Source organism: Achromobacter sp. 1011811831 (genome assembly GCF_059760905.1).
This window is the reverse complement of record NZ_JCBANG010000017.1, coordinates 1-23,206: the sequence shown is the minus strand read 5'-3', so window position 1 is coordinate 23,206 and position 23,206 is coordinate 1. Positions and strand designations below refer to the sequence as shown.

21 protein-coding genes are annotated in these 23,206 nt (G+C 68.3%); 3 read left to right on the top strand and 18 right to left on the bottom strand.

What is annotated here, in order from left to right; genetic code table 11:
- Positions 1–54 precede the first annotated feature (54 nt).
- The 10 genes from uvrC to AC6LJ9_RS09205 form a co-directional block, all read right to left on the bottom strand.
- Positions 55–1,881: an excinuclease ABC subunit UvrC gene (gene uvrC / locus AC6LJ9_RS09250; RefSeq protein ID WP_498147331.1), complete on the bottom strand. Its 1,827-nt coding sequence runs from the start codon at positions 1,879–1,881 to the stop codon at positions 55–57.
- Positions 1,844–2,905, bottom strand: coding sequence for a beta-N-acetylhexosaminidase (nagZ, locus tag AC6LJ9_RS09245; RefSeq protein ID WP_498147330.1), 1,062 nt, complete (start codon positions 2,903–2,905; stop codon positions 1,844–1,846). The genes uvrC and nagZ overlap by 38 nt, the downstream gene beginning before the upstream one ends.
- 52 nt (positions 2,906–2,957) lie before the next feature.
- A complete protein-coding gene (acpS, locus tag AC6LJ9_RS09240; RefSeq protein WP_498147380.1) occupies positions 2,958–3,419 on the bottom strand; it encodes a holo-ACP synthase in 462 nt (153 codons plus the stop codon).
- 58 nt (positions 3,420–3,477) lie between these two features.
- Entirely contained in the window at positions 3,478–4,221 is a 744-nt protein-coding gene (locus tag AC6LJ9_RS09235; RefSeq protein ID WP_498147329.1) for a pyridoxine 5'-phosphate synthase, read from the bottom strand.
- Positions 4,218–5,705: an efflux transporter outer membrane subunit gene (locus tag AC6LJ9_RS09230; RefSeq protein WP_498147328.1), complete on the bottom strand. Its 1,488-nt coding sequence runs from the start codon at positions 5,703–5,705 to the stop codon at positions 4,218–4,220. Before AC6LJ9_RS09230 ends, AC6LJ9_RS09235 begins: the two co-directional genes overlap by 4 nt.
- On the bottom strand, positions 5,702–8,920 hold the full coding sequence (locus AC6LJ9_RS09225; protein ID WP_498147327.1) for an efflux RND transporter permease subunit: 3,219 nt from the start codon (positions 8,918–8,920) through the stop codon (positions 5,702–5,704). Before AC6LJ9_RS09225 ends, AC6LJ9_RS09230 begins: the two co-directional genes overlap by 4 nt.
- Positions 8,921–8,987: 67 nt before the next feature.
- Complete coding sequence (locus AC6LJ9_RS09220) at positions 8,988–10,250, bottom strand: efflux RND transporter periplasmic adaptor subunit (RefSeq protein ID WP_498147326.1); 1,263 nt, start codon at positions 10,248–10,250, stop codon at positions 8,988–8,990.
- Positions 10,251–10,627: 377 nt separating this feature from the next.
- Positions 10,628–10,948 carry a helix-turn-helix domain-containing protein gene (locus tag AC6LJ9_RS09215; RefSeq protein WP_212320771.1) on the bottom strand — a complete coding sequence of 107 codons (321 nt, stop codon included), beginning with the start codon at positions 10,946–10,948 and terminating at the stop codon, positions 10,628–10,630.
- Positions 10,949–11,249: 301 nt separating this feature from the next.
- A complete protein-coding gene (locus AC6LJ9_RS09210; protein ID WP_498147325.1) occupies positions 11,250–12,530 on the bottom strand; it encodes a patatin-like phospholipase family protein in 1,281 nt (426 codons plus the stop codon).
- A 10-nt stretch (positions 12,531–12,540) separates the two neighbouring features.
- Positions 12,541–13,137, bottom strand: coding sequence for a DUF4136 domain-containing protein (locus AC6LJ9_RS09205; protein ID WP_212322666.1), 597 nt, complete (start codon positions 13,135–13,137; stop codon positions 12,541–12,543).
- A gap of 153 nt (positions 13,138–13,290) precedes the next feature.
- Here AC6LJ9_RS09205 and AC6LJ9_RS09200 point away from each other — a divergent pair, with 153 nt between their 5' ends.
- Entirely contained in the window at positions 13,291–14,085 is a 795-nt protein-coding gene (locus AC6LJ9_RS09200; RefSeq protein ID WP_498147324.1) for a TOBE domain-containing protein, read from the top strand.
- 108 nt (positions 14,086–14,193) lie between these two features.
- Here AC6LJ9_RS09200 and AC6LJ9_RS09195 read toward each other — a convergent pair whose 3' ends face one another.
- The 8 genes from AC6LJ9_RS09195 to AC6LJ9_RS09160 form a co-directional block, all read right to left on the bottom strand.
- Positions 14,194–14,880 carry an ATP-binding cassette domain-containing protein gene (locus AC6LJ9_RS09195; RefSeq protein ID WP_212321660.1) on the bottom strand — a complete coding sequence of 229 codons (687 nt, stop codon included), beginning with the start codon at positions 14,878–14,880 and terminating at the stop codon, positions 14,194–14,196.
- Positions 14,877–15,560: a molybdate ABC transporter permease subunit gene (modB, locus tag AC6LJ9_RS09190; protein WP_212321659.1), complete on the bottom strand. Its 684-nt coding sequence runs from the start codon at positions 15,558–15,560 to the stop codon at positions 14,877–14,879. The genes AC6LJ9_RS09195 and modB overlap by 4 nt, the downstream gene beginning before the upstream one ends.
- A gap of 22 nt (positions 15,561–15,582) precedes the next feature.
- Positions 15,583–16,353 carry a molybdate ABC transporter substrate-binding protein gene (gene modA / locus AC6LJ9_RS09185; protein WP_212321656.1) on the bottom strand — a complete coding sequence of 257 codons (771 nt, stop codon included), beginning with the start codon at positions 16,351–16,353 and terminating at the stop codon, positions 15,583–15,585.
- 122 nt (positions 16,354–16,475) lie between these two features.
- Entirely contained in the window at positions 16,476–16,826 is a 351-nt protein-coding gene (gene speD, locus AC6LJ9_RS09180; protein ID WP_498147323.1) for an adenosylmethionine decarboxylase, read from the bottom strand.
- Positions 16,823–16,981, bottom strand: coding sequence for a hypothetical protein (locus AC6LJ9_RS09175; protein WP_212321653.1), 159 nt, complete (start codon positions 16,979–16,981; stop codon positions 16,823–16,825). Before AC6LJ9_RS09175 ends, speD begins: the two co-directional genes overlap by 4 nt.
- 4 nt (positions 16,982–16,985) lie before the next feature.
- Positions 16,986–18,455: a DUF4178 domain-containing protein gene (locus AC6LJ9_RS09170; protein WP_498147322.1), complete on the bottom strand. Its 1,470-nt coding sequence runs from the start codon at positions 18,453–18,455 to the stop codon at positions 16,986–16,988.
- 32 nt (positions 18,456–18,487) lie between these two features.
- Positions 18,488–19,507 carry an SPFH domain-containing protein gene (locus tag AC6LJ9_RS09165; protein ID WP_498147321.1) on the bottom strand — a complete coding sequence of 340 codons (1,020 nt, stop codon included), beginning with the start codon at positions 19,505–19,507 and terminating at the stop codon, positions 18,488–18,490.
- Positions 19,508–19,545: 38 nt separating this feature from the next.
- Positions 19,546–19,932: a DUF350 domain-containing protein gene (locus AC6LJ9_RS09160; protein WP_498147320.1), complete on the bottom strand. Its 387-nt coding sequence runs from the start codon at positions 19,930–19,932 to the stop codon at positions 19,546–19,548.
- Between the two features lie 79 nt (positions 19,933–20,011).
- On the opposite strand from AC6LJ9_RS09160, the gene AC6LJ9_RS09155 reads away from it, so the two are divergent.
- Together AC6LJ9_RS09155 and AC6LJ9_RS09150 are read left to right on the top strand one after the other, a co-directional pair.
- The gene (locus tag AC6LJ9_RS09155; RefSeq protein ID WP_498147319.1) at positions 20,012–21,523 is read left to right on the top strand and encodes a polyamine aminopropyltransferase; all 1,512 of its coding nucleotides are present in this window, start codon (positions 20,012–20,014) and stop codon (positions 21,521–21,523) included.
- Complete coding sequence (locus AC6LJ9_RS09150) at positions 21,523–23,154, top strand: FAD-dependent oxidoreductase (RefSeq protein ID WP_498147318.1); 1,632 nt, start codon at positions 21,523–21,525, stop codon at positions 23,152–23,154. The genes AC6LJ9_RS09155 and AC6LJ9_RS09150 overlap by 1 nt, the downstream gene beginning before the upstream one ends.
- The last annotated feature ends 52 nt before the right edge of the window (positions 23,155–23,206 follow it).

The window sequence follows — 23,206 nt, the reverse complement described above, 5'->3', positions numbered from 1 at the left end:
GGGCCGCGCCCCGCTGCGGGACTGAACAAGGTGGGGATATGTAGCACGGAAGTGCTACCGCAAGGCTTCATAAATGCGGATGGCGAGGTCTTGGGAGATGCCGTCGACCGAGGCCAGGTCTTCGATGCTGGCCGAGGCCACGCCTGAAAAGCCGCCGAAGCGGGCCAGCAGGCGCTGGCGGCGGCGGGCGCCGATGCCTTCGATTTCTTCCAGGCGCGACACGTTGCGGGCCTTGGCGCGGCGGGCGCGCATGCCGGTGATGGCGAAGCGGTGCGCCTCGTCGCGCACCTGCGCGATCAGCATCAGCGCGGCCGATTCGCCGCCCAGCGCCACGGGCGGGCGGCCGTCGGCGAAGACCAGGGTTTCCAGGCCGACCTTGCGCCCTTCCCCCTTGGCCACGCCGACCAGGGTCTGGATGTCCAGGCCCAGCTCGGCGAACACCTGCCGCGCGACTTCCACCTGGCCCTTGCCGCCGTCGATCAGCACCAGGCCCGGCATCTGCGCCTCGCCGTCGGCCACCTTGGCGAAGCGGCGCGACAGCACCTGGCGCATGGCGGCGTAGTCGTCGCCCGGCGTGATGCCGGCGATGTTGTAGCGGCGGTAGAGCGAGGGCTGCACGTCATGGTGCTCGAACACCACGCAGGACGCCTGGGTGGCTTCGCCGGCCGTGTGGCTGATATCGAAGCACTCGATGCGCAGCGCGTCCAGCGCGGCCTCGTCGGTGTCCAGGTCCAGCGCCTCGGCCAGGGCCAGGGTGCGGGCGGCGCGCGCGCCGGATTCGGTCAGCGCCCGCGCCAGCGCCATGTCGGCGTTCTTGCCGGCCTGCTCCAGCCAGGCGCGGCGCGCGCCCTGCGGCCGCGTCAGCACCCGCGCGGGGCGACCGCCGGCCTGTTCGGCCAGCAGGTCCACCAGCTCGGGATCGGGCAAGGCGTGCGAACACACCAGCACCGGCGGCAGCGCGTTGTCGGCGTAGTGCTGGGCGACGAAGGCTTCCAGCACCTGCGGCGCGGCCTCGCCCTCGGCGTGCGACGGGAAGAACGGCTTGTCGCCCAGGTGGCGGCCGCCGCGCACCATGGCCAGGTTGACGCAGACCTTGCCGCCGGCGATGGCCACCGCGATGATGTCCGTGTCCTCGCCGCTGGTGCTTTCCATGGTCTGCTGGTGCAGCACGCGCGCCAGCGAGCCCATCTGGTCGCGCAGCGCCGCCGCCTCCTCGAAGCGCAGCTCGCTGGCGGCCTGCTGCATGCGCGACTCGATCTCGCCCATGACGTCCTTGGCCTCGCCGTTCAGGAAGCGCGCGGCGCGCTGCACGTCGCGCGCATAATCCTCGGCGCCGATCACGCCCACGCAGGGCGCCGAGCAGCGCCCGATCTGATGCAGCAGACAGGGCCGCGAACGGTTGGCGAAGACCGAGTCCTCGCAGGTGCGCAGGCGGAAGACCTTCTGCAGGATCTGGATGGTCTCGCGTACCGCCCAGGCATTGGGAAACGGGCCGAAGTACTGGCCGCGCTTGTTGGTGGCGCCGCGGTAGTAGGCGATGCGCGGCCATTCATGGCCGGTGATGAGCAGGTACGGGTAGGACTTGTCGTCGCGGAACAGGATGTTGTAGCGCGGCTTCAGCGTCTTGATGAGGTTGTTTTCCAGGATCAGCGCCTCGGCCTCCGAGCGCGTGACCGTGACCTCCAGCCGCGCCACCTTCGCCACCATCTGGGCGATGCGCGGGCTGGACAGGGTCTTCTGGAAATACGACGAGACGCGCTTCTTCAGGTCGCGCGCCTTGCCGACATACATGACCTCGCCGGCCGCATCCAGGTGCCGGTACACGCCCGGCAGATGCGGCAGGTCAGCCAGGAACGATTTGAGATTGAAGTCGTCGGGCATTCTGATAGCGGCTTTCGGCCTGCAGGGTGTCCCAGTCCGGCGCGTCGAAGCGCGGCATCAGGCGGCGGATGCGTTCCACCGACTCGGGCGGATGCTTGAACGCCAGCCGCGACAGCAACTCGTCGGCCAGGTCGGGCCGATTGCACACCAGCACCATGTCGCAGCCCGCGCCCAGCGCCGCGTTGGCGCGGTCCAGGATATCGCCGGCCACCGAGGCGCCTTCCATCGTCAGGTCGTCGGAGAACACCACGCCATCGTAGCCCAGGCGCTTGCGCAGGATGTCCTGCACCCAGCGCTTGGAGAAGCCGGCGGGATGCTTGTCGACCTTGGGGTAGATGACGTGCGCCGGCATGACCGAGGGCAGCACGGCGTCGCCCAGCCAGGCATAGGGCGCGGCGTCGTCGCGCAGGATGTCGGCCAGCGGACGCGGGTCGACCGGGATCTCGTGGTGCGAATCGGCCTGCACATAGCCATGGCCGGGGAAATGCTTGCCGCAGGACGACATGCCGGCCAGCGACAGGCCCTGGATCAGGGCGCGCGACAGCATGGCGACCACGCGCGGATCGGCGTGGAAGGCGCGGTTGCCGATCACCTTGCTGACGCCATAGTCCAGGTCCAGCACGGGCGTGAAGCTCATGTCCACGCCGCAGGCACGCAGCTCGGCGGCCAGCACGTAGCCGGCCTCGGTGGCCAGGCGCATGGCGTTCAGCGGATCGCGGTCCCACAGCTCGCCCAGCGCGCGCATCGGCGGCAGCGGCGTGAAGCCGTCCTCGCGGAAGCGCTGGACACGGCCGCCCTCGTGATCCACCAGGATCAGCAGCGGTTCCTTGCGCGCCTTGTGGATCTGGCGCGTCAGGCGGGTCAGCTGGGCGCGGCTCTCGAAATTGCGCGCGAACAGGATCACGCCGCCCACCAGCGGGTGGCGCAGGCGCTTCTTTTCTTCCTTGGTGAGCGTGAATCCCGCCACATCGACCATCACGGGGCCGGGAGGCAGGACCGCCTTCCTGGATGATTTCTTGGCCATCTGGCAATCCTTTTCGTTGTATCAGGCAGGCCCGCGGACACGGGCGCCGGGGTCAGGGCTTGCTTTCGACCACCACGTAGGCGGCGGCCATGTCGGTTTCATCGGTAATCGACACATGCGCGGCGCCGAAGCGCGCCGCATACCATTGTTGCAGCTCCGGCGCGATCACCAGCACGGGCCGCCCGCCCGGCGCGTTCAGGGTCTGCACCCGGCGCCAGGTCATGGGCATGCGCATGCCCAGGCCGATGGCCTTGGAAAAGGCCTCCTTGGCGGCGAAGCGCGTGGCCAGGAAGCGCACGCCGCGCACCGGATCGCGGGCGCGGCGCGCATGGAACTTGCGCAGTTCCTCCACGCCCAGGATCTTCTCGGCGAAGCGGTCGCCATGGCGCGCCAGCGCGCGCTCGATGCGATCGATGCGCAGCAGGTCCATGCCGATGCCGGCGATGGCGCCCGCCTTCGGGGCGGACGGGACAGGCGGCGCGGCGGAGGCGGGGTCAGAAGCAGCGTCGGACATGGACATGGGCAAGGCGGCGGGTTCGGATGCGGAATGCGTCAGGCCTGGCGGCCACGTATCAGCGGCCGCGCAGCGCTTCCAGGCGCGCCTGCACCATCAGCGCCTTCATGTCGCGCACCGCCTTTTCCCAGCCGTCGAACACCGCCTGCGCCACGATGGCGTGGCCGATGTTCAATTCGGCGATCCCGTCCACCGCCGCCACCGGACCCACATTGCCGTAATGCAGGCCATGGCCGGCATTCACGCGCAGGCCGTGGCGCAGGCCCTCGGCCACCGCCAGGCGGATGCGCGCCAGCTCGGCCTGGGCCGTGGCCTCGTCCTGCGCTTCGGCATAGGCGCCGGTATGCAGTTCGACCACCGGCGCGCCGGCCTGGGCCGCGGCCGCGATCTGCGCCGGCTCGGGATCGATGAACAGCGACACGCGGATGCCGGACTCGGCCAGCAGGCCGACGGCGTCGGTCACGGCGGCGAGCGCGCCGGCCACTTCCAGGCCGCCTTCGGTGGTCAGCTCGGTGCGTTTTTCGGGCACCAGGCAGACGTCGCTGGGCTTGACGGCACAGGCGATCTCCAGCATCTCGGCCGTGATCGCGCACTCCAGGTTCATGCGGGTGCGCAGCAGCGGACGCAGCGCGTAGACATCCTTGTCCTGGATGTGGCGCCGGTCCTCGCGCAGGTGCAGCGTGATCAGGTCGGCCCCGGCGTCCTCCGCCCGCAGGGCGGCGGCGACCGGGTCCGGATAAACCGTGTGACGCTGCTGGCGCAGCGTGGCCACGTGATCGATATTTACACCAAGTTCTATCATTGCGTCCTAGTCGTTTCCTGCCAGCCGCCGCCCAGGGCCTTGTACAGTTCCACGCGGTTGATCAATGCGGCCAACCCCGTCTGCACCAGGGAAATCTGGGCATTGAAAAAGTCCACTTGCGCCGTCTGCACCTGCAGATAGCTGTCGACTCCGTTGGTATAGCGCAGGTTCGACAGTTCCAGCGTGCGCGCCGAGGAATCCTGCAGGCCGCGCTGGGCATCCAGCTGGGCACTGTAGGTGGCCTCGCCGGCCAGCGCGTCCGAGACTTCGCGGAACGCCTGCTGGATGGTTTTCTCATACTGCGCCACGGCAATATTATCGCGCGCCTTGGCCAGGTTCAGCCCTTCGCGGATGCTGCCGCCGGCAAACAGCGGCGTGGTGATCGACGGCGAGAAGCTCCAGTACCCCTGCCCGCCCTTGAAAAGATCGGACAGCGAGGGGCTGGCCGCGCCCAGCAGGCCGGTCAGGGAGATGGTCGGGAAGAACGCCGCGCGCGCCGCGCCGATATTGGCATTGGCCGACTTGAGCTGGTGCTCGGCGGCGACGATGTCGGGCCGGCGCTCCAGCAGGTCGGACGGCAGCCCCGCCGGCACCGTGGCCAGCAACTGCTCGCGGCCGAACGCGGCCGGCGCGGGCAGGTCCTCGGGCAAGGGCGCGCCCACCAGCACCACCAGCGCGTTGACGGCTTGCGCGCGCACGCGGGCCAGCTCGGCCAGGCTGGACGAAGCCGAATCCAGCAAGGTCTTGGCCTGGTTCAGGTCCAGTTCGGACGACACGCCGCCGTCGAAGCGGCGCTTGACCAGGTTGTAGGACTCCTGGCGCGAGGCCAGCGTGCGCTGGGTCAGGTCCATCTGGACCTCGGCCGCGCGCAGGTTGAAATACGCCTGCGCGACCGAGCCCACCAGCGTGATGTGCACGCTCTTCTGCGCCTGCTCGGTCGACAGGTACTGCTGGTACGCCGCCTCGGACAGGCTGCGCAGCCGGCCGAACAGGTCGATCTCGAACGTGGTCAGGCCGATGCCGGCCTGGTAGTTGCTGCTGATGGAGCCCGCGCCCGGCGCCCGCATGTTGGCGGGCAGGTGCTGGCGCTGGCCCTGGATGCCGGCGCCAATGCTGGGCCACTGCGCGCCGCGCTGCACGCCGTATTGCGCGCGCGCTTCTTCGACGCGTTGCACGGCCACGCGCAGGTCGCGGTTGTTGGCCAGCGACAGCTCGATCAGGCGCTGCAGGCGCGGATCGCGGAAGAACTCGCGCCAGCCGATCTCGGCGGCCGGCGTGCCGGCCTGCGGCTCCACCGAGGCCGCGGGTTGCGTGCCCAGCGCGGTCGGCTTGGCGTAGGCGCCGTACTGCACCTTGGGCTGGTCCGGCCAGTTGCCGGACACTGGCGCGTCGGGACGCTTGTAATCAGGCGCCAGCGAGCAGCCGGCCAACGCCACCGCCACGAAGGCGGACAAGGCGGTCTGTTTGTACATCAGGGCTTTCATACCTTGCCCTCCTGGCCACCATGGGGTTGAGCGGATTGTTGCGCGCCGGAAGCCTCGGCGGCCTTCTTGGCGGCCTGTTCTTCCTCGTACGCCTTCAGTTCGGCGCCCAGCAGGCGGGGCTTGGTCTTGAACAGGCCCAGCACCACCACGAAGAAGGTCGGCACGAACATCACGGCGAAGGGCGTGGCGGCAAGCATGCCGCCCAGCACGCCCAGGCCCACCGCGCGCTGGCTGGCGGCGCCGGCGCCGGTGGCCATGGCCAGCGGCACCACGCCCAGGATGAAGGCCAGCGAGGTCATCAGGATGGGCCGGAACCGCAATCGCGCGGCCTCGACCGCCGCCTCGTACAGCCCCATGCCGCGCGCGTACTGGTCCTTGGCGAATTCCACGATCAGGATGGCGTTCTTGGCCGCCAGCCCGATCACGGTCACCATGCCCACCTGGAAGTACACGTCGTTGGACATGCCCAGCGCGCTGACCAGCGCCACCGCACCCAGCATGCCCAGCGGCACCACCAGCATGACCGACAGCGGAATGGCCCAGCTTTCATACAGCGCGGCCAGCACCAGGAACACGACCAGCAGCGACAGGCCCATCAGGATCGGGGCCTGGTTGCCGGCCTGGCGTTCCTGATAGGACAGGCCGTTCCACTCGAAGCCGTAGCCCGGCGGCAGCTGCGCCACCAGGCGCTCCATCTCGGCCATGGCATCGCCGGTGGTGTAGCCCGGCGCGGCATTGCCGCCGATACGGATAGCCTCGTAGCTGTTGTAGCGCACCACCTGGACGGGACCCTGCTTCCATTCGGCCGTGACGAAGGACGACAGCGGCACCATGCCACCCTGCAGGTTGCGGGCGTTCAGCGCCAGCACATCCTTGAGCTGCATGCGGTACGGCGCGTCGGCCTGCACCCAGATGTTCTGCATCCGGCCCAGGTTGGGGAACTTGCTCAGGTAGGCCGAGCCGACGGCGGTGGAAATCAGCGCCGCCGCCTCGTTGAAGTCCACGCCCAGCGCGGCCGCCTTCTCGCGGTCGATGTTCAGGCTGAGCTGCGCGCCCGGTCCCAGGCCGGTGATGCGGACCTGCGACAGCACCGGGCTCTGCATCGCCAGGCCCATCAGCTGGCCGGTGGCCGCGGCCAGTGCGTCGGTCCCGGCAGCGCCGCGATCCTGCAGGCGGAAGTCGAAGCCGGTGGCGTTGCCCAGCGCGGAGATGGCCGGCGGCACCAGGGTGAACACCATGGCGTCGTGGATGCCCATCAACTGCTGCTGGAAGGCGTTGAAGGCGATGGCGCCTGCGGAATCCTCGCTGCCCTTGCGCTTGCTGAAATCCTTGAGCGTGGTGAAGGCAATGGCGGCGTTCAGGCCGTTGCCGTTGAAGCTATACCCCTGGATCGCAATGACGTTCTCGACCGCCGGGATCTTCATGAAGTAGTCTTCGACCTGCTTGAGCACGTCGACAGTCCGGTTGGCCGTGGCGCCGGTGGGCAGCTCGATGTTGCTGACCACGTAGCCCTGGTCTTCCTCGGGCAGGAACGAAGACGGCAGGCGCAGGAACAGCCAGCCCAGCAGCACGACCAGCAGCACGAAGGCCAGCATCATGCGGCCGCCCTTGTGCAGGACGCGCGCCACCCAGTTCTGGTAGCTGTGCGTGGTGGCGTCGAACTTGCGGTTGAACCAGCCGAAGAAGCCCTTCTTTTCCTCATGGTGCCCCTTGGGGATGGGCTTGAGGATGGTGGCGCACAGCGCCGGGGTGAAGGTCAGCGCCAGCAGGGCCGAGAAGAAGATCGACACGGCCATGGCCACCGAGAACTGGCGGTAGATCACGCCCACCGACCCGCTCATGAAGGCCAGCGGCAGGAACACAGTCACCAGCACCAGCGTGATGCCGACGATGGCGCCGCTGATCTGGGGCATGGCTTTCTTGGTGGCCTCCTTGGGCGGCAGGCCCTCGGTGGCCATGATGCGCTCCACGTTCTCGACCACCACGATGGCGTCGTCCACCAGGATGCCGATGGCCAGCACCATGGCGAACATGGTCAATACGTTGATGGAGAAGCCCAGCCCCAGCATCACCGCGAATGTCCCCAGCATGGCCACCGGCACCACCAGCGCCGGGATCAGGGTATAGCGCACGTTCTGCAGGAACAGGTACATCACCAGGAACACCAGCACCATGGCTTCCACCAGGGTGTGCAGCACCTGCTCGATCGACACCTGCACGTAGGGCGCGGTGTCATAGGGAATGGAATACGTGATGTTGCCCGGGAAATACTTGGCCAGCTCGTCCATCTGCTTGCGCACGCCCTGGGCCGTGGCCAGCGCGTTGGCGTTGGGCGACAGCACGACGGCGAAGGCGGCAGTGGGCTTGCCGTTCAGGCGGGCGCCGAACTGGTAGTTGTCGGCGCCGACCTCGATGCGTGCCACGTCGCGCAGCAGCACCTTGGAACCGTCGGTATTGGCGCGCAGCACGATCTTGCCAAAGCCCTCGATCGTGGACAGCTGGCCGTTGGCGGTCACCGTGGCGGTGATGCGCTGCGAATCCGGGTTAGGCGGCGAACCGACGCTGCCGCCCGAGATCAGGATGTTCTGCGCGGAAATCGCCTGGTTGACCTCGGCCATGCTCATGTTAAAGCCGACCAGCTTGGCGGGATCGACCCAGATGCGCATGGCGCGCGGCGCCGCGAACAGCTGGAACTGGCCGACGCCGGGCACGCGCGAGATCGGGTTCTGGACATTGCGGGCGATATAGTCGGCCAGCGCGGTCTGGTCGAGCGAACCGTCGGTGGACGACACCGTCACCACCAGCAGGAAGCCCGTGCTGGTCTGCTCGTACTTCAGGCCCTGCTGCTGCACGGCGGTGGGCAGCTGCGCGATCACGTTGGACACGCGGTTCTGCACATCCACCTGCGCCAGATCGGGGTCTCGTCCGGGCGCGAAGGTAGCGGTGATGGTCGAGGTGCCGTAGGAATCGCTGACCGATTCGTAGTACAGCAGGCCCTTGGCGCCGTTGAGCTTGTCCTCGATGATAGAGGTCACCGACTGAGCCACCTCCTTGGCGGACGCACCCGGATAGGTAGCCGTGATGGTGATGGCGGGCGGTGCCACGTTCGGGTACTGCGACACCGGCATGCTGGGGATTGCCAGCACACCCGCAAGCAGGATGAACAGGGCGACGACCCAGGCGAAAATTGGTCTTTCAATAAAGAATTGCGGCATGTGGGCGGACTCTGAAAGCGATGCTCACTGAAGGGGAACGCGGCGCCTGGTAGGCGCCGCGAGCCGCTTAGGACTTCTGGCCTGCGGCCGGGTCTTGCTTGGCAGGCTCCTGCTTGGCGGGCGCGCCGTCGGCCGGCTTGGCCGGCTGCTGCGCAGCGGGCTGGCCGGCGGGCGCGGCGCCCGGCTGGCCGCCGGCCTTCCACGGGCTGGCTTGCACCGGCGCGCCGGGGCGGATCTTCTGGAAACCCTCGACTACCACCGTGTCGCCGGCCTTCAGGCCGCTGGTGACGATCCAGTTGGTCTTGATGGCGCCGCCGGTGGTCACCGGCACCTGCTCGACCTTGTTTTCCTTGTTGACCAGCATCAGGCTCTGGGCGCCGTCGGGCGTGCGCTGCAGCGCCTGCTGCGGCACCAGCAGCGCCTTGTCGTCCACGCCCTGCTCCAGCCTAACGCGCACATACATGCCCGGCAACAGCACGTTGTCCGGGTTCGGCACTTCGGCGCGCAGGTTGACCTGGCCGGTGGTCGGGTCGACCGTGATGCCGGTGAACAGCAGCTTGCCCGGGTGCGGGTACTCGGAACCGTCTTCCAGCACCACCGTGGCGCGGGCGGCGTCCTTGCCGACCTGCTGCAGCTTGCCGCTGGCGAAGGCGCGGCGCAGCGCCGCCAGATCCGTGGTGGACTGGTTGAAGTCGATATAGATGGGGTCGAGCTGCTGCACCGTGGCCATCTGCGTGGCCGAGGTGCCCTCGACCAGCGCGCCCTCGGTGACCAGCGGCTTGCCGATGCGCCCGGTGATGGGCGAGGTCACGTCGGTATAGCCGAGGTTGATCGAGGCGTTGTCCTGCGCCGCCTTGGCGGCGGCCACGGCGGCGTCGGCCTGGCGGTACGACGCCACGGCGTTGTCGTATTCCTGCTTGCTGACCGCGTTGGCCTTGACCAGCGGCGCGTAGCGATCGGCCAGCACCTTGGCGCTGAACAGATTGGCCTGCGCCTGCTTGAGCTGGGCGGTGGCCTGATCGTAGGCGGCCTTGTATGGCGCCGGATCGATCTTGAAGAGCAGCTGCTTCTCCTGGACATCGCCGCCCTGCTCGAAAGCGATCTTCTGGACGATGCCGGTCACCCGCGCGCGGATCTGCGCGTCGCGGACCGCATCGACACGGCCAGGCAGCTCGGCCACGATCGGCGTGCGCTCAGGCTGGACCGTGATGACGCTGACCTGGGGCATGCCGGGGTTCATCTGCGGCTGCTCGCCGCAACCAGCCAACAGCAGCGCCAGCGCGCCACCCGAAAGAGCCAGACCTGAAACACGTTTAGGCGAAAACCGCATCGAAACCCCCGCGTAGTATGCCGCGTCAAGTAAGCAAGATCGTCAGGCGCCCGCGTGCAGCCACGGCCAGTGCAAGATCCGCGCCGGGGCGGGTGCCTGAATAGCCCAATAATGTAACTCAGTTATCAGGCGATCCAAGGGTTTTCGAGGGGGATTTGGCGCAGTTGTGCGAGTGCGGACGCCAAATTTGGCGCGGCGCCACACATATGAAGAGGCGTTCGCCGCAAGAATGGGGGCCGGGCAGGCGGACGCCTTGAGACCAGCGGCGGGACGTCTTGCTGCGGAAAACGGGGTACGCCTGGCGGAGAGCACGCCTTGCCGCGAATGGCGAGTGACCCCGCGCACATGGGCGCGGGCCGTGCCCCCCCCTTTGCCCGTCAGGGTTCGGCGAATTCCCGGAGCTTGCCCAGGAAGACGTAGCCGATGCCGTGCACGGTATGCAGCGGCAACTGGTCGCCGGCATCGCCCACCTTGCGGCGCAACCGGCAGATGGCGACATTCAGCGTGCGCATCTTGGTGTGCTGCCGCATGGCCACCAACTCGGACCGCAACAGCTCGCGCCTCGGGTTGCGCAACAGACACAGGAAGCAGGCGCGCTCGAGTTCGGACAGGTCGAGGCGGCCGCCTCGGGGCGTGAGCAGCGTCCAGCCGCCGTAGCGCAACGTCCACCAGCCTTCCAGCCTGTCACTGGCGGCCATCAGGCCATCAACGGGCGCAACGCCTTGGACGGCATGGACCGGCGCGGCCAGGGGCGCGCCGGAAACAGACAGAACGGGCTCGGATTGGGCATGGACGATCACGGCTGGCTCTCCACCGGACTCGGCACCGCGCAATCCGCGGTTTCCGGGCGCCGGAAACAAAAAATGCAACTTGTTCGAGAGACTAACGGGCTTGCAAGCCGGATTTCCCCTTGCTACGCCAGGATCAGACCAATCCCCTTAAATTGAGCTCGTATCAGCTGGATGTCCTAAGTTTTCTCCGCCCTGCTGCTGCCCTATATCAATGGCGATTGCCATTGCGATGGATGTCGTGGGCGACAAAACAACTGTCCTCGGTCGGACGGTCCAGCACGCCCGGCCGGGCCAGGGTCAGGCGGATATCCGACAGGCCGGACTCCCAGTGCTCGCGCATGGCCTCGGTGCCGAACTCATAATCCTTGGAATAGCGTTCGCGGTGCTTGGACTCGTAGATCAGGTTGACGATGTTGGTCGCCGGCGTGTGCGACAACCGGCGCAGCTCTTCCAGGTCGGCCGCGCCGCGCTCGGATTCGGGCAGGCGCGCCAGCAGCTTCTGCAGGCCGTGGCGCAGCTTGAGCACCCGGCGCAGCTGGTCGGTCACCAGGCGGGTCCGGCTGGAATACTGGATGTCCTTCTGCCGCTCGGCCACTTCTTCCAGCGAGGTCGGCAGACCGCCGCGCGCCGGCCACAGATCGACCTGGAAAGCCAGCGTGTCGCGCATGTTCTCTGCGCCCACCACCTGGGCCAGCGGCGTGTTGGACACCACGCCCCCGTCCCAGTAGTGCTCGCCATCGATCTCCACGGATGGGAAGCCCGGTGGCAACGCGCCGGAAGCCATGACGTGCTCGGGTCCGAGCCGGTCCTTGCGGCTGTCGAAATAGGCGAAGTTGCCGGTCCGCACATTGACCACGCCAAAGCTGGCGCGCACCGAGCCCGCGTTCAGCAGGTCGAAGTCGACGAACTGGCGCAGCGTGTCGGCCAGCGGAGACGTATCGTAGAAGCTGGTGGAGGCCGCCCCCTGCCCATGCAGCAGATAGGGCGGCGGAAAGCGCGGCTTGAAGAAGCCAGGCTGACCGGACACCAGTGCATGGAAGGCGGACAGCTGGCCGTTCATGGCCGGCGAGCCGAAGCCGAACGGAATGCCCTCGAACATGCCGGCCAGCGTATCGCCCCAGGGCACGGCGGCGAAACCGGTCGGCCGGCAGATCGTCTCCCAGAAACCGCGCAGCCGCGCCACGCGCTCATCCTCGGGGGAACCGGCGATGATGGCGGCGTTGATCGAACCGATGGAAATGCCCGCCACCCAGTTGGGGCGGATGCCGGCCTCGTGCAGGCCCTGGTACACCCCGGCCTGGTAGGCCCCCAGGGCGCCGCCGCCCTGCAGCACCAGGGCGACCGTGTCGTAGGACTGCGCGCCGCCGGAATCCGCGGCGGCGCGGCTCGGGCTGTCGGCGTCGGCCGGGGCGGTCTTGGACTTGCGGCGCGGGCTGTCTGCGTCGGCCGGGGCGGCCTGGGGCTTGCGGGACGGGCGTGCCGTGCTCATGCGGGGCTCCTCAAGGCTTGGACTTGTCCGGTCCCTGCGGCGCGGCCACGCCGGCGCGGAACGGATACTTCGAGAACACCTGGGCGACGGCCTTTTCCACGCTCTGCTGCGACGTGGCCATCTCGGGATTGCGCACCTCGCCCACGGCCACTCCTTCCCATACCAGCTGCTTGCGGCGCGCGTCGACCAGGTCGATGTTCAGCGTGCCCTCGGTGTACTGATAGACGGTGTCGCCCCAGCCATAGCCGGGCCAGCCGCCATAGAAGCCGCTGCGATAACCGTAATAAGGACCGATGGCCGGCGGCGCCTCGGTGACCTGGGTCTTCTGTTGCAGCTTGCCGTTGAAATTGATCAGCAGGTCCGGGTCGGCGGCGCTGTAGACGTAGCCGCGCATTTCCATCTGGCCGCGCGTGGCGTCTTTCAGGCGCTCGGTCAGCAGGCTGCTGTAGCCAGCCTTGTCCGTGCCCAGCGGGCTCATGTAGCCGAAGGTGCGATAGCGCGAGAAATCCGCCTTCTGGTCGTAGTCGCTGCGTATCGACGGTCCGGTGGCGCAGGCCGACAGCAGCGCGGCCAGGCAGCCCGCGGCCAGCAAGGTTGAGGCTTTCATGATCCAGTCTCCAGGAATCCGAGGCCAGCACATAGTGCCGCGAAGCCCGCAAAGTTTCAATGACGCCTCTCATTCCCATTGCGCCCTCGCCGCCCGGGCCGGCCGTCCATTACACTGCAAGCCTTCAATCGGAACTGAACGGACCTCACCGCCATGTTGGAACTCGACGGCTCGATCTGGCTGCGCTCCGGCGCCCAGACCTGGGGCGGCAAGAACCGCATCGACCTGCTCGCCCAGATCGACGCCACCGGCTCGATCACCGCCGCCGCGCGCGCCGTGGGCATGAGCTACAAGGGCGCGTGGGACGCCATCGACGCCATGAACAACCTGGCGGGCGAACCGCTGGTGCTGCGGGCGGCCGGCGGCCGGGGCGGCGGCGGCACGCAGCTGACCGACCGCGCGCGCCGCCTGATCGCGACCTTCCGCGCGCTGGAAGCCGAACACCGCAAGTTCATGGAAAACCTGACGCGCGCCGGCCTGGACGCCAGCGGCGACATCGACCTCATGAGGCGCTTCATGCTTAAAACCTCCGCACGCAACCGGCTGATGGGCACCGTCGTCGGCATCACGCCGGGCGCGGTCAACGACGAAATCCGCCTGCGCATCGCCGGCGGCCAGACGCTCACCGCCACCATCACCCGCGAAAGCACCCAGGAACTGGGCCTGGCCGACGGCAAGGAAGCCATCGCCCTGATCAAGGCATCCTCGGTGATCGTGGGCGTGCCCGGCAAGGGCCTGCGCCTGTCTGCCCGCAACCAGCTGCCGGGCGCCGTCTCGGCCGTGCGCCCCGGCGCGGTGAACAGCGAGATCCTGATCCAGCTCGATGGCGGCGCCACGGTGGCCTCCATCGTCACCAATGAAAGCGCGCAGGAACTGGGCCTGAAACAGGGTTCGCCGGCCGTGGCCATCTTCAAGGCCTCGAACGTGATCCTGGGCGTGCTGGACTAAGCGGTCCCGCACAGGCCGGGAAGCGTTCCGCACGGGCCGGGAACCGGCCCGCGGCGGTCTCGCGCCAGCGGGCCAGCGTCGATCAATCAGACGGCGATCCGGTCGCCGTCACAATCCCACGTCTTCATCCCGGCGGCGCACGCGGCCGTCGCGCAGCTCGAACACCTCGTCGGCCAGCGCCTCGACGTCGGCCGGATCGTGCGTGATCAGCAGCATCGGCACGTCCAGCCTGCGCTGCAGCGCGTCCAATTCCTGCCGCATCTTGCCGCGCAGCTGTGAGTCCAGCGCCGAGAACGGCTCATCCAGCAGCAGGATGTCGGGTTCCAGCATCAGCGCCCGCGCCAGCGCCACGCGCTGCTTCTGGCCGCCCGATATTTCGCTGGGGTAGCTGCCCACGATGGCGCCCAGCTCGAAGGCGTCGACCCAGCGCCGCGCCTGCTCGCTGACCTGCTTGCGCGGCGGATTGCGCCAGCCGCGCCGCATGCCGAAAGCGATGTTCTGCGCCACCGTCAGGTGCGGGAACAGCGCATAGTCCTGGAACAGATAGGCCACGCGGCGCGACTGCGGCGGCAGGCAGACGCCTTGCGCCGAATCGAACAGGGCGCGGCCGTTGATGTCGATGCGGCCGGCGTCCGGCCGCAGCAGGCCGGCCACGGCCCGCAGGGTCAGGCTCTTGCCCGCGCCGGACGGGCCGAACAGCGCGATGCGCTTGGACTTGGACGTGACATCCACGTCCAGCGCGAAATGCCGGTCGCCGGACACCATGCGCTTCTGGATCTGTATGGCGACGCTCATCGTGCCCCCGAATCACGCCGGCCGGACACCGGCACCAGCCGGCCCGCCAGCAGCAGGACCACCACGCAAGTCACGGACGTAACCAGCACCAGCAGGTTGGCGGTGGCATCGTCGCCCGCCTGCACCGCCTCGTAGATGGCGACCGACAGCGTCTGGGTGCGGCCCGGCAGGTTGCCGGCGATCATCAGCGTGGCGCCGAATTCGCCCAGCGCCCGCGCGAAGGCCAGCAGCACGCCAGCGGCGATGCCGCGCGCGGCCAGCGGCAGCGTCACGCGGAAGAACACCCCCGCCTCGCACACGCCCAGCACCCGCGCCGCGTTCTCCAGCTGCGCATCGACGTTTTCGAACGCCGCGCGGGCCGACTTGAACACCAGCGGAAACGCCACCACGGCGGCGGCGATGACGGCGCCCTGCCAGGTGAACACCAGTTCGATGCCCCAGCCGGCCAGCGTCTCGCCCAGCACGCCGCGACGGCCCAGCAGCACCAGCAGGTAGTAGCCCAGCACCGTGGGCGGCAGCACCAGCGGCAGCGTCAGCAACGCGTCCAGCAGGTCGCGGCCCCGCCAGCGCCAGCGCGACAGGCCATAGGCGGCGGCGGTGCCGGCCACCGCGGCCAATAAGGTGGCCCACCCCGCCACTTTCAAGGAAAGCAGCAGGGGCACCCAGACAGAATCACTCATCGACGCATGCGCTCAGGCGGAATCAGGGCTTCTGGAAGCCGTAGCGCGACAGTATCTCCTGGCCGGCGGGCGAAAGCACATAGGCCACGAAGCTCTGGGCTTCCTTGGCGGCGGCTTCGCGCGCGGTCACGGCGATGGGATAGGTGACGGGCGTCTGCGACGGCACGCGCACGGCGACCTTGACCTTGTCGGCCATGATGGCGGCGTCGGTGGCGAACACGAAGCCGGCGTCGACCTCGCCGCGCGACACATAGTCCAGGCTCTGGCGCACGTTCTGCGCCAGCACGCTCTTGGCCTGCACGGCATCCCACAGGCCAGCGGCCTGCAGCGCGCCCTGCGTGTAGCGGCCCACCGGCACCGAGGCCGGATTGCCGTAGGCGATGCGCTTGATGTCGTCGCGTGTCAGGTCCTTCAATGCGGTGATGTTGGCGCGGCTGTCGGTCGGGACGATCAGCACCACCTGGTTGGCGGCGAAGTCCACGCGCGAGGCGGGCTTGACGGCCTTTTCCTCGACCGCCTTGTCCATGGCCTTCTGGTCGGCCGAGGCGAACACGTCGGCCGGCGCGCCCTTGACGATCTGCTGCAGCAGCACGTCGGAGGCGCCGAAGTTCAGGACCACCTTGGTGCCGGCATGCTCTTTTTCATAGGCGGCGGCCACGTCCTTGAACGCGTTGGTCAGGCTGGCGGCGGCGGACACGACCAGCTCACCGGCGCTGGCGTTGGCGCCCCACAGGGTGGCCAGCGCAAAGGCGGCGGCCAGGGTCGGGCGCAGGTTCGGACGTTTGACGGACATCTTGCTCTCCAGAGCGATCGGGTTGTCTATTGGTCACGAAATATATATAGGTATATAGCGAACGTCAATTTAGACCCTGTAGCGACTTGAGGCATGTCAAACAAGGGAAAAGGCGCCGCGCGTCAGCCCCGGTCGACGACCGTGACGCGGACCGAGGCCGGCGCCAGCGCGGCGCGCAGGCTGTCCAGCGCCCGTTCGGGCTGAGCCGCGCCGCACATGAACACATCCAGCGCCGCGTAGCCGTGCTCCGGCCAGGTGTGGATGCTGATATGGGACTCGCTGAGCATGACCACGCCGGTCACGCCCGCCCCTACTCCGAAATGATGGAAATGCGCGCTCAGCACGCGCGCGCCGGCGGCTTCGGCGGCCGCCAGCAGCTGGCGCTCCAGCGCGGCGGCGTCGGTCAGGCCGGCGGCGGCCACGCCGTGGAAATCGGCCAGCACATGGCGGCCGGGCGTGGCGTGGACCGTCACTTGTGCGACCCGCTGGACCAGCCGGTGCTGGAGGAACTTCCGCCCCAGGTGCTGCCGCTGGTGCCCGTGCCGCCGAAGCGCGCGCCCGGCGCGCTGGCGCCGGTGGTGGCCAGCACCACGATCACGGCATAGACGGTGTAGATGAACTTGCCCATCGTCTTATTCGCCCCTGCCGGAAAGCTTGTCCGCCAGCTTGGCCGGCAGCCACAGAAAGGCCAGCCCGATCAGCGACGGCAGCAGCCGGCCTTCTAGGATGTTGTCGAAATTCAGGAAGGCCAGGACGATGGTCGCGATCCAGGCCCAGCCGGCGTAGGCGCCGGACTTGCCCCCGTCGATCGACGACTTCAGCTTCGCCAGCTCCGGCCGCTTGAACCATTCGGCCAGTTGCGCCGCCGACACCGGCGTGGACGCGGACCAGCCCAGCTCGGCCCCGCCCTGCTCGCGCGTCAGCTTGAAACTACCCGTCTGGTAGTCGGTGATCTGGGTGCTGTCGCCGACCTTGACGCGCCAGTTGAACGCGCCCAGCGCCAGCTCCACCCGCGAGGTGTAGTCGTGCAGCTTGCGGTACTGGCGCGACTGCCAGCGCACAGTGGACGCATTGACCAGGCTGGGCCAGGTATCGCAGACCTTGACGCGCTCCCAGCCGTCATCGGTCTCGACCAGCCACAGAAAACCCTTGGCCGGGTTGAACATCAGGTATTCGATCCACTGCGACGGTTCCTCGGGATCCGGGTCCGCGCATCTCATCAGGCCGATCAGGCTGTAGTCGGCGCCGTCGATGCTGGCCATCTCGCCCAGCGCCAGCGTGGTCTTGATGGACTTGAGCTTGCGCGCCTTCTCGATGACCTCGGCCTTCTCGCCGGCACAGTCCACGGTCGAGCCGCAGGACGGGCACACCACCTGAGTCGCCATCGCCGCCACGAAGCTGATGGAGCCGCCGCAATTGGGGCAGTCCAGCGCCTTGATCTGGCCACGGAAGCGCCCCGCCGTCTCGCGCACCTGATCGGCGTTGCGCAGCGAGGCGGCCTGCATGTCGGACAGTTCGAACGCGCGGCCGATGTACAGCTCGGGCTCGGGCCCGTCGGAATAGTCCAGCGTCAGGAAGGCGTCCAGGCTGCGGAAGTCGGCCACCTTGGCCTGCCAGCCGCCATCGGCCACGAAGGGCAGCTCGCCCTGCGTGCCGCCGGCCGCGCAGGTGCGGATGTCGGAGGCCACGTAGTTCTGGCCGTCCAGCTTGAAGAAGAAGCCCGGCTTGATCTGGTCAAAGGCCGGCATCTCCCTGGCAGTCTTGGCGCGCCGCCGCCGCGTCACCGCGTACTGGCCGGACGCATCGGACAGCCAGCCGTCCGAGCCGTCCTCGAACCAGAGGTACCACTCGTTCCAGAAACCGTCGTCGTAGCGCATCTGGATGCGGCCGACCACGTCGAAGCGCTTGTTCTCGTACTTGCCGGCCGCGCCCAGGCAGATCGGCGAGTAGTCCTCCAGCACCTCGGCCGCCTCGCCGATGCGGCGCACCGAGGCGGCATCCTTGAGCAGCGTGCTGCGGCAGGCGCCGCAAACCGCCATGACGGAGGCGGCGGACGTGAACGAGACGGGAGCGCCGCACTGCGGGCACAGGACCTGCTGCATGGGTTCGGAGGATGCTCTGGTGCGGTCTGGGATCAGCTGGTGAGTTTCTTGAGCACGTCGGCCTTGGCCGCGTCATAGTCGGCCGCGGTGATCAGGCCCTTGTCGAGCAGGTCCTTGAGCTGCTGCAGCTTCTGCACCGGATCGACGGCGGCCGGCGCCGGCTGCGCGGCAGGCTGGGCGGCCGGCCCTGCCGCCGCCGCGCCCAGCCCCTGCGCCATGGTCTGGCCCAGCGCCGCGCCCGCGGCCAGGCCGGCGCCGATGCCGGCGATGCCGCCTTCGTTCTGCGCCGCCATCGGAATGGCCGTGGCCGTCTGGTACTGGGTGAACTTGGCCAGGTCGCCGGCCATGCCCATGGAGATCCGCGTGTCCAGCGCCTTCTGCAGCTCTTCGGGCAGCGACACGTTCTCGACGGTGAAGTTGTCCAGCTTGACGCCGTAGCGCTCGAAGGTCGGCGCCAGCTGCTCGCTGATGCTCTGCGACATCAGGCCCTGGTTGCCGGCCATGTCCAGGAACGGCACCTTGGAGCCGCCCAGCGCCGTGGTCATGGCGGCGACCACCATGTTGCGCAGCTGCAATTCCAGGTCGTCAACCGTGTACACGTCGCGCGTGCCGCTGATTTCGCGGTAGAAGATGCCGGGATCGGCGATCTGGTACGAGTACACGCCGAAGGCGCGCAGGCGCACCATGCCGAACTCGCTGTCGCGCAGCGTCACCGGCTGGGCCGTGCCCCAGCGCCGGCCCAGCTGCAGGCGCGTGCTGAAGAAGATCACGTCGGACTTGAAGGGCGACTCGAACAGCTTGTCCCAGTTCTTCAGGTACGTCAGGATCGGCAGCGTCTGCGTGGTCAGCTTGTACATGCCGGGGCCGAACACGTCGGCCACCTTGCCTTCGTTGACGAACACCGCCATCTGCGACTCGCGCACCGTCAGGCTGGCGCCGTACTGGATTTCGAAATCCTGCATCGGATGGCGCCAGGCGAGCACGCCGTCGCGATCCTCGTTCCACTGCAGGATGTCGATAAATTGCTTGCGGATAAATGAACCGAGACTCATGGCCAGTCCTCCTGTTGCGATTCCGGTGCCGCGCCCGATCAGGTCAGGCAGGCGGCGTTGACGATGCCCGCCGCCAGCGAGACGGCGCCCATCAGCCCGCCCATGGCGACGTTGTTTTCCTGGATGGCGTCATTCATGCCGCGCACGCATTGCGCCACCGCCACGTAGACCACGATCTGCACGACCAGCGCGGCCAGGCCCCAGACCAGGAACATGATGAAGCTGGCATGGACGGCGATGCTGGAGCAGAGCGTGAGCGAAAAGCCCACCAGCGCGCCGCCATAGGACAGCGCGGCGGCGATGTTGCCTTCGCGGATCAGGTCGAATTCCTTGTAGCGCGTCACGGCGGTATAGATCGCCGTGAACAGTCCCAGCATGACGAGCGCCGAGACGATGTAGATCAGATAGGTCACTGCAGGATGCATGGTTGCCCCTCCCCAATTGCGCGAAGTATATACGGCGCCTTCGATATACTCCGAGTGCATTTTTCCTGTCGGATCCTCCATGCGCGATCGCGTCCTCATCCTGTCGGTCCTCATCGTCGCCTCCTGCGGCCTGGGCTACGAGCTCATCAGCAGCGCGCTCGCCAGCTATTTGCTGGGCGATTCGATCCTGCAGTTCTCCTCGGTCATCGGCTGCTATCTGTTCGCCATGGGCATCGGCTCGTGGTTGTCAAAATATGTAAAAGATGAAGACGTTCTGAATCGCTTCATCGACGTGGAGCTGCTGGTCGCGCTGCTGGGCGGCGTGTCGGCCGCCGTGCTGTTCCTGGTGTTCGCCTGGCTGGCGGCGCCGTTCCGCGCCGCGCTCTACGTGGGCGTGTTCGTCATCGGCCTGATGGTGGGCATGGAGATCCCGCTGGTGATGCGCGTGTTCAACCAGCGCAAGGCCGAGTTCCGCGAAATCGTCAGCCGGGTGCTGACCTTCGACTACCTGGGCGCGCTGGCCGTGTCGCTGGTCTTTCCGCTGCTGCTGGCGCCCAAGCTGGGCCTGCTGCGCACCAGCTTCCTGTTCGGCATGCTGAACGCCGGCGTGGCGCTGTGGACCACCTGGCTGTTCCGCGCCGAAGTGCGCCGGCCGGCCGAGCGCGCGGTGCGCGGCGGCGTGGTGCTGGGCCTGTTGACGCTGGGCTTCGTCTATTCCGGCCACATGACGGCCTGGGCCGAGAAAGGCCTGTACGGCGACGACATGGTCCATGCCGAGACCACGCCCTACCAGCGCCTGGTGGTCACGCGCTGGCACGACGACCTGCGCCTGTACATCAACGGCAACCTGCAATTCTCTTCGCGCGACGAGCATCGTTACCACGAAGCCCTGGTGCATCCCGGCCTGCTGGCCCTGCCCTGGGCCCGCAACGTGCTGGTGCTGGGCGGCGGCGACGGGCTGGCGGTGCGCGAGATCCTCAAGCACCCGAACGTCGAACACGTCACGCTGGTGGACCTGGACCCGGCCATGACGGGCCTGTTCTCGCGCTCCGAACCGCTGGTCAAGCTGAACCAGGGCGCGCTCAAGGATCCGCGCGTCACCGTCATCAACGACGACGCCGGCCGCTGGCTGGAAAGCCATGCCGAGGTCTACGACTACATCGTGGTCGACTTCCCCGACCCGTCCAACTTCGGCCTGGGCCGGCTGTACTCGGTGCCGGTCTATCATCTGATGGCGCGCCACCTGGCCGAGAACGGCTACATGGTGATCCAGTCCACCTCGCCGTACTTCGCGCCACGCTCGTTCTGGAGCGTGGACGCCACGCTCAAGGAAGCCGGCCTGCACACCTGGCCCTACCATGCCTACGTGCCGTCCTTCGGCGACTGGGGCTTCATCCTGGCCGGCAAGCGCCGCGACTACACGCCTCCGGAAAAAGTCACCGTGCCCGCGCGCTACCTGGACCCGGCCACGCTGCGCGAGCTGTTCCACTTCCCCGCCGACATGCCCGCGCTGGCCATGCCACCGAACCGCCTGAACGAACAGTCCCTCGTGCGCTACTTCGACGAAGACTGGCGCAAGGTCATCCGCTGATGCAGCGCCGCGCGTTCCTGCTGGGCGCGACCGCCGCGGCCGCCATCGCCGGCGGCGCCGGCTACCTGCGCGCGCGCATCGTCGAGACGCCGGCCCAGGTCCGCTATCCCGGCATGCAGGCCGGCCACGCGCTGCGCGACGGCGCCGCGCTGCCCGAGCCCACGGACGCGCGCGCCTGCGGCGTGGCCATCCTGGGTTCCGGCGTCGCCGGCCTGTCCTGCGCCTGGAAACTGGCGCGCGAGGGTCATGCGGATTTCGTCGTGGTCGCGGGGCCGGAATACGCCGGCAACGCCGCCGGCGGCGCGCAGGACGGCCTGGACTATCCGACGGGCGCGCACTACCTGCCCCTGCCCTCGCGCGAATCGACCCATGTGCGCGAGATGCTGGCCGACTTCGGCCTGATCGAGCGCGACGCCGGCGGCGACGCCCCCTACTACGACGAAACCGCGCTGGTCCATTCGCCGCAGGAACGGCTGCTGCGCGACGGCCGCTGGGAAGACAGTCTGCTGCCCATGCACGGCCTGCCCGAGGCCGATCTGGCGCAGCACCGCCGCTTCCTGGCCCAGGTGCAGGCCCTGCATACGCGGCGCGGCAACGACGGCCGCAAGGTCTTCGCCATCCCGCTGGCCCTGTCCTCGCGCGATCCGGCCTGGACCGCGCTGGACGGCATCACCTTCAGGCAATGGCTGGAACGCGAGGGCTATACCTCGCCGGCCCTGCGCTGGTACCTGGATTATTGCTGCCGCGACGACTACGGCGCGGACGCCGGCGCCGTGTCGGCCTGGGCCGGACTGCACTACTTCGCCGCGCGCGACGGCCATGCCGCCAACGCCGCCGAAGGCGCGGTGCTGACCTGGCCGGGCGGCCTGTCCGCACTGATGGCGCGCATGCGCGCGGCGATCAGCGCCAGGCTGGGCCATGACCGCTGGCTGCTGCCCGGCACGGCCGCGCGCATCCGCGAAACGCCGGCCGGCCCGCGCATCGCCTGCGTCGCCGATGACGGCGGCGCCTACGCCCTGCAGGCGCGCCGCGCCGTCTGCGCCATGCCGCTGTTCGTGGCGCAGCGCCTGCTGCCCGACATCCGCGCCTATGGCTACGACCCGGCGGTCCACGCCTCGCCGCGCGCGGCCTGGATGGTGTCGAACTTCGTCATGGACGGCTACCCGCTGGAAGCGCCCGGCGAACCGCTGTCCTGGGACAACGTGGTCTACCAGGGCCAGGGGCTGGGTTATGTGGTCTCCACGCACCAGCTGCTGCGGGTGGCGCGGTCGCCGCGCAGCGTCTTCACCGCCTATCACGCGCTGAATCGCCTGGCGCCCGCCGACGCGCGCCGCTGGCTCAGCCAGGCCAGCCCCGAAGCCTTGCGCGACGAAGCCGCCGCCGACCTGGTCGCCGCCTATGGCGAGGAATTCTGGCGCCGCGCGCGCCGGCTGGAAATCACCGTGCGCGGCCATGCGATGGCCACGCCGCATTGCGGCAGCCTGTCCAACGCCGGCCTGGCCGCGCTGCGGGACGTGGACGGCCCGATCCTGTTCGCCCACGCCGACCTGTCGGGCTATTCGGTGTTCGAGGAAGCGGCCTGGTGGGGCGTGACGGCGGCGGCGCGCATCCTGGGCGCGCGACCGGCCTGAAGAAACGGCAAGACCGCAAGAAGAAAAACCCGCCGCCGGTCCAGCAAAGACC